The organism is Burkholderia sp. E168m23 (assembly GCF_016586125.1).
Taxonomy (GTDB): Bacteria; Pseudomonadota; Gammaproteobacteria; order Burkholderiales; family Burkholderiaceae; genus Burkholderia; species Burkholderia orbicola.
In genome coordinates, this window is record NZ_BCPP01000349.1 from 1 (window position 1) to 6,512 (window position 6,512).

A 6,512-nucleotide genomic window follows, 5' to 3' on the forward strand; every position below is an offset into this window, starting at 1 on the left:
CGTCGGCGCTCGACACGCGCTCGGAGCGTGCGATCCAGCAGGAGCTGATGCGCGTCGCGCAGCATCGCACGAGCCTCATCATTGCGCACCGGCTGTCGACCATCGTCGACGCGGATCGCATCCTCGTGATGGAGCACGGCCGGCTCGTCGAGCACGGCACCCACGACGAACTGCTCGAAAGCGGCGGCGTGTATGCGCAGATGTGGTCGCTGCAGGCGAAGCAGCGCGAACTGGAGCGCACGGAGGCGAAGTTCGCGCGGCAGCCGGTGCGGATCAACCCGCTCGTGTCGCAGGTGCTCGATTCGCTGGCGGAGGCGGCCGCGCGGCGCGGCGTGCCGGTGTTTCGCCATGTGTCGGACGAGGATCTCGTCGTCAACGCCGATCCGGCCGCGCTGCGGCGCTTCGTGTGGGAGCTGTGCCGCGGCGCGATCGAAGCGAGCAGCGGCGGGCAGCTCGAGGTGCACACGGCGCGCCACGACCCGGAAGCGCGCATCACGATCGCGTGCACGGGCGTCGACGCAACGGAGCTGTCGCTGATCGATCTCGAACGATTGCAGGACGCGATCGAGGAGGCCGGCGGCTACGTCGTGCGCGAACGCGACGATACCGGCGTGACGCTGCACGTGTCGCTGCCGATGTACGCGGTGGCGCCGGCGTCGATGCAACCCGCCGGTGCCGTGCCGAACCCGGCCGCCGGCGCGGCGGCCACGGCCAAGCCGCTCGACGGCCTGCGCATCGCATGCGTCGACGACCACGACGAGGCGCGCGAGGCGCTCGGCGCGCTGCTGAAGGTGGCCGGCGCCGACGTGCACGCGTATGCGTCGGGCCAGGCGTTGCTGGACGACCTGTGGCGCGCGCGCCGGGCCGACTGGCCGGCGCTGCTCGTCTGCGACATCGATCTCGGCGACGACGAGGAGGACGGCTATACGGTGATGTCGCGCGTGCGTCAGCTCGACGCCGCGCGCGATCGCGACGGCCGCGCGCCGCTCGAGGCGCTGGCCTTGTCCGGCCATGCGCGCGATCGCGACCGCACGCGCGCGGTCGAAGCCGGTTTCCATGCGTACCTGACCAAGCCCGCGGTAGCGGCCGACCTGATCGCGGCGTTGCGTGCGCTCGCGTTTTCCTCTGGAGAAATCCATGCCGAACCTTCTGAACCCGACGACACCCGAAGCCCTGAACGCGCGTCGCGGCGGTAGTGCGTTCGCCGACCGCCAGGCCGCGGTGGCGGCCGTCGAGCTGCTGTTGCCGACCCTGTCCGCCGCGCTGCAGAGCGACTTCGTCGGCGACAGCGGCTGCCTGCACATCGTGATCATGGACCCCGCGCTCGGGCCGCACGACGCGGCGTTCGAGGACGCGATCCTGTATGAGTTTTCGCTGCCCGACCCGAAGGACTGGGACGCCGACTATCGCGCCTACGCCCGCGCCAAGGCGCGGCTGTCGTGGGAAACGGGCCGCGACGGCCACGTCGTGCAGGCGCTCGAGCCGTACCGGCTGCGCGCGGGCGATACGAACCTGTGGGGCGGGGTCGCGCTCGGCGGCATCGTGGTCGGCGTGTCGGGTGCGCAGCCGTGGTTCGACGAGGCGTTCGCGGGCTGCATCGCGCACTGCCTGCGCGCGCTCGCGAAGCACCGCGCTCAAGCCACGCCCGACGCGCTCGCGATCTGAGGGGGCCGGTTCGTCCCGCTTTTTACAGCCGGTTATAAAAAAGCCAGCGACCGGACGCCGGCGCCCGACGCGGCACGGGCACACGCAGGCCGGCACGGTTTTCGCTGTACCTCTTCCACGGACGGTTGTCGCGACAAGTGTCGCCGTCAGCCGGATGGTTTTCCGACATCGACAGGAGGTGCAGGTGAACGCGACTCACGATCCAGCCAAACCGCCGCTCGCCGGCCGGACCGCACTCGTGACCGGGGGCGGCCGCGGTCTCGGCGAAGCCATTTGCGAAGAGCTTGCGCAGCACGGCGCGCACGTCGTCGTCGCCGATCTCGACGGCGACCGCGCGGCGGCCGTCGCGCAACGGCTCGAGCGGCACGGCGGCCAGGCGGTCGGCCGGCCGCTCGACGTGCGCGACGAGGCATCGGTGCTGCAGGTCGTGCACGATGCGCGCGAATCGCTCGGCGATCTCGACGTGATCGTCAACAACGCGGCGATCGACGTGACCGCGCCGATCGACGACGTGAGCGTCGACGCGTGGCAGCAGGTGCTGATGACGAACCTGTTCGGCCCGTACCTGATGTGTCACGCGGCCGTGCCGATGATGAAGGCGCGCGGCAACGGGCATATCGTCAACATCGCGTCGACCGCGTCCAAGCGCGCGTGGCCGAATGCGTCCGCGTATCACGCGACGAAGTGGGGGCTGCTCGGGCTGTCGCACGCGCTGCACGCCGAACTGCGGCCGAGCGGCGTGCGCGTGTCGGCAATCGTCGCGGGCGGGATGCGCACGCCGTTCCTGCTCGACCGTTTCCCGGACATCGACGAGGACACGCTGCAGCCGCCGGAGCACGTCGCGGCCGCCGTGCGCTTCGTGCTGACGCAGCCGCCGGGCACCGTGGTGCCGGAGCTGATGGTGCTGCCGATGAAGGAGACGTCATGGCCCTGAAGCGCGAACGGCGGCTGCCCGGCGCGGTGCTGCTCGACAAGGACGGCACGCTGCTCGACGACGTGCCGTACAACGTCGACCCCGCGCGCATGCGCCTCGCGCCGGGCGCCGCGCGCGCGCTGCGCACGCTCGGCGCGACCGGCATGCCGCTGGCGGTCGTGTCGAACCAGCCGGGCGTCGCGCTCGGCCGCTTTACCGAAAACGAGCTTGGCGCGGTCCGCCAGCGCCTCGCCGAATTGTTCGAAGCAAATGGCGCGACGCTGGCGGATTTTTTTTACTGCCCGCATCACCCGCGGGGTAGCGTGCCGCGCTACACCTGTGACTGCATCTGCCGCAAGCCGCGCCCGGGCATGCTGCGCCGCGCGCTGAGCGCGCTCGGCGCCGTGCCCGAATGGAGCTGGATGATCGGCGACATTCTCGACGACGTCGAGGCCGGCCGCACCGCGCGCTGCGGCACGATCCTGGTCGACTGCGGCAACGAGACCGAATGGCAGCTCAACGCCGCGCGCACGCCGCACCACGTCGTCGATCGCATCGACCTGGCCGCCGACATCGTCGTGCGCGAGGCCGTGCGCCGGCACGGCTCGTGGGTGCAGCGATGAGCACGGCCTGGAGCCGCGCCCGCCGCATCCTGTGCGTGCGGCTCGACAGCATCGGCGACGTGCTGATGACCACGCCCGCGCTGCGCGCGCTGAAGGAGAGCGGCGCCGATCGCCAACTGACGCTGCTGACGTCGCGCACGGGCGCGGCGCTCGCGAAGCATCTGCCGATGGTCGACGACGTGTGGAGCTACGACGCGCCATGGGTCAAGCATCCCGACGTGCGCGGCGATCCGGTGGCCGATCTCGACATGATCGACCGGCTGCTGGCGGGCCGCTTCGACGCGGCCGTGATCTTCACCGTCTACAGCCAGAATCCGTTGCCCGCCGCGATGATGTGCTGGCTCGCCGGCATTCCGCTGCGGCTCGCGCATTGCCGCGAGAACCCGTACGAACTGCTGACCGACCGCGTGCCGGAAACCGAGCCGGAATCGCACGTGCGCCACGAGGTCGCGCGCCAGCTCGCGTTGGTGCGCACGGTCGGCGCGAAGACGTCGGACTGGCGGATGGCGTTCGAGCCGGGCGACGCGGCGCGGCGTGCGGTGCACGCGCGCCTGCAGGCCGCGTTGCAGCGCGTCGGCGGCGCGCGTGAGCCGGGAGCGACGCGCGCGCGCTGGCTGGTCGTCCATCCGGGCGCGACCGCCGCGTCGCGGCGCTGGCCGGCCGAGCGCTTCGGCGAAGCGGCCGCCGCGGTTGCGCCGCTGTTCGACGGCATCGCGGTGACGGGCGGCGCGGACGAACGCGCGCTGGTCGACGCGGTGTGCGAACGGGCGGGGCCGCGCGCGGTGCCGCTGGCCGGCGTGTTGCCGCTCGGCGAACTCGGCGCGCTGATCGAGACGGCCGACCTGCTGCTGTCGAACAACAGCGGCCCCGTGCATCTCGCGGCCGCGCTCGGCACGCCGGTGGTCGACCTGTACGCGCTGACCAATCCGCAGCACACGCCGTGGCGGGTGCCGCACCGTGTGCTGAACGTCGACGTGCCGTGCCGCAACTGCTATCGCAGCGTGTGCAATCAGCCGGGACATCCGTGCCTGCGCGGCGTGAGCGTCGACGACGTCGCCGCTGCCGTGCACGCACTGCTGCGCGGCCGCGCGCGCCATGCGCAACGCGCGGCCGAGCGGGCTGCCGCCCACGACGAAGGCGAGCCGGTCGCGGCGCACGCATCGAACGTGCTTCCGTTCGCGCACGTCATCACGAGGAACTGACGCATGCCTGAATCGACCTATACGCTCGGCATCAACGCCGCCTTCCACGACAGCGCCGCGTGCATCGTGCGCGACGGCGTCGTGCTCGCGGCGGCCGAGGACGAACGCTTCACGCACGTGAAGCACGCGAAGCGCCCGGTGCCGTTCTCGACCTGGGAGCTGCCTTTCCACGCGATCGACTATTGCCTCGCGGAAGCCGGCATCACGCTCGCGGACGTGGACCACGTCGCGTATTCGTACGACCCGTGGTTCGAACTCGACCGCGAAGGCACAGCGCCGGCACTGACCTTGCCGCTGTCGCCGTCCGCGCATGCGCCGCGCGAGGATGGCGCGTCGCCGTGGCATCCGCTGTTCCTGTCGTCGATCGTCAACGCGCCGCGCCAGCTCGCGGGCGGCGCGCCGCATCACCTGCAGCGGCGCTTTCGCGGCGTCACGCACGACGGGCCGTTCCGCTGGCATTTCATCGAGCACCATCTCGCGCACGAGGCGAGCGCGTTTCTCGCGGCGCCGTTCGAGCGCTGCGCGGTGATGACGATGGACGGGCGCGGCGAGCGCGCGACGACGAGCTACGGCGTGTTCGACGGCCGCGCGTACCGGCGGCTCGGGCAGGTCAACCTGCCGCATTCGCTCGGGCTGCTGTACGAGCGCTTGACCCGCTATCTCGGCTTCCTGCACTCGTCCGACGAATACAAGGTGATGGCGCTCGCGTCGTACGGCAAGCCGGTGTTCGCCGACGAGATGCGCAAGCTGGTGCGGTATCGCGGCGAAGGGCGCTACGACGTGCTCGACGCGGATCTCGCGGCAATGTTCGGCCCGGCGCGCGAACGCGGCGGCCCGATCGAGCCGCATCACTACGACATCGCGCATGCGTTGCAACTGGTGCTCGAGGAGACGACGCTGCAGGCGGTCGACTGGCTCGCCGCCGAGACCGGCGAGCGCCAACTCGCGATGGCGGGCGGCGTCGCGCTGAATTGCGTGATGAACGCGAGGATTCGCGATCGCGGCCCGTTCGACGACGTGTGGGTGCAGCCGGCCGCCGGCGACGCGGGCACCGCACTCGGCGCCGCGCTGTGGACCGACTTCCGGATGCGCGGCGCGCGCGGCGACTGGCGGATGGATCACGCGTATCTCGGGCCGGCGTATGACGACGACGCGATCGAGGCGTTCCTGAAGGAAGCGCAGCTGCCGTACCGGCGGCTCGCCGACGTCGCCGCGCAGACGGCCGCGCTGCTCGCGGCGAATCGCGTGATCGGCTGGTTCCAGGGCCGCATGGAATTCGGGCCGCGCGCGCTCGGCGCACGGTCGATCCTCGCGTCGCCGATCGATCCGGACATGCAGCAGAAGCTGAACCGGATCAAGGATCGCGAGGATTTCCGGCCGGTCGCGCCGGTCGTGCTCGAGGACCGCGCGCATCACTGGTTCAGCGGCGGCCGGCGCACGCCGCTGCGCGCGCCGTTCATGCTGTTCGTGTACGACGTCGTGCCCGAACGCGCCGCGAAGATTCCGGCCGTGCGCCACATCGACGGCACCGCGCGCGTGCAGACCGTCGACGAAACCCAGCATCCGCTGCTGCATGCGTTGCTGACCGAGTTCGACGCGCTCACCGGCGTGCCGGTGCTCGTCAACACGTCGTTCAACACGCGCGGCGAACCGATCGTGTGCTCGCCGCGCGACGCGATCGAATGCTTCTGGACCTCGCCGCTCGATGCGCTCGTGATCGGCCCGTTCCTGCTGGAGAAGCCCAGATGAACATGCGCGACACGCACCTGCCGCCCGTGGTGTCGGTGGTCGTGCCGACCTACCGGCGGCCCGATCTGCTCGAACGCTGCCTCGACGCGCTGTGCGTGCAGGTGTTCGATCCGACCACCTACGAGATCGTCGTCGTGGACGACGATCCGGCCGGCAGTGCGCGCGCCGTCGTCGATGCATGCCGCGCGCGCGTGACCGACGTGCCGGTGATCCGCTACATGACCGCGCCCGACACGCAGGGGCCGGCCGGCGCGCGCAACGTCGGCTGGCGCAGCGCGGGCGGCGCGCTGATCGCATTCACCGACGACGACACGATTTCCGATCCGACCTGGCTGCGCCATGGCGCAGCCGCGCTGCTGG

Annotated in this window: 7 protein-coding genes; all 7 read left to right on the forward strand. The window is 71.2% G+C overall.

Going from position 1 to position 6,512, the window contains the following annotated elements; genetic code table 11:
* On the forward strand, positions 1-1,196 hold a 1,196-nt coding region (locus tag JMF90_RS18560), incomplete at its 5' end, for a response regulator (protein ID WP_201325302.1).
* Positions 1,138-1,665, forward strand: coding sequence for a hypothetical protein (locus tag JMF90_RS18565; protein WP_074808638.1), 528 nt, complete (start codon positions 1,138-1,140; stop codon positions 1,663-1,665). The genes JMF90_RS18560 and JMF90_RS18565, both read left to right, overlap by 59 nt.
* A gap of 184 nt (positions 1,666-1,849) precedes the next feature.
* Positions 1,850-2,599 (forward strand): SDR family oxidoreductase, encoded by a 750-nt coding sequence (locus JMF90_RS18570; RefSeq protein WP_074808641.1) that lies wholly within the window; start codon positions 1,850-1,852, stop codon positions 2,597-2,599.
* On the forward strand, positions 2,590-3,201 hold the full coding sequence (locus JMF90_RS18575) for an HAD-IIIA family hydrolase (RefSeq protein WP_077179495.1): 612 nt from the start codon (positions 2,590-2,592) through the stop codon (positions 3,199-3,201). Before JMF90_RS18570 ends, JMF90_RS18575 begins: the two co-directional genes overlap by 10 nt.
* Positions 3,198-4,403: a glycosyltransferase family 9 protein gene (locus JMF90_RS18580; RefSeq protein WP_077179511.1), complete on the forward strand. Its 1,206-nt coding sequence runs from the start codon at positions 3,198-3,200 to the stop codon at positions 4,401-4,403. The genes JMF90_RS18575 and JMF90_RS18580 overlap by 4 nt, the downstream gene beginning before the upstream one ends.
* Positions 4,404-4,406: 3 nt before the next feature.
* A complete protein-coding gene (locus tag JMF90_RS18585) occupies positions 4,407-6,152 on the forward strand; it encodes a carbamoyltransferase C-terminal domain-containing protein (RefSeq protein ID WP_077179494.1) in 1,746 nt (581 codons plus the stop codon).
* On the forward strand, positions 6,149-6,512 hold a 364-nt coding region (locus JMF90_RS18590; RefSeq protein WP_201325303.1), incomplete at its 3' end, for a glycosyltransferase family 2 protein. The genes JMF90_RS18585 and JMF90_RS18590, both read left to right, overlap by 4 nt.

Coding starts and splice junctions, on each gene's coding strand:
- JMF90_RS18565 (WP_074808638.1), top strand. CDS start 1,138: ATGCCGAACCTTCTGAACCCGACGACACCCGAAGCCCTGAACGCGCGT.
- JMF90_RS18575 (WP_077179495.1), top strand. CDS start 2,590: ATGGCCCTGAAGCGCGAACGGCGGCTGCCCGGCGCGGTGCTGCTCGAC.
- JMF90_RS18580 (WP_077179511.1), top strand. CDS start 3,198: ATGAGCACGGCCTGGAGCCGCGCCCGCCGCATCCTGTGCGTGCGGCTC.
- JMF90_RS18585 (WP_077179494.1), top strand. CDS start 4,407: ATGCCTGAATCGACCTATACGCTCGGCATCAACGCCGCCTTCCACGAC.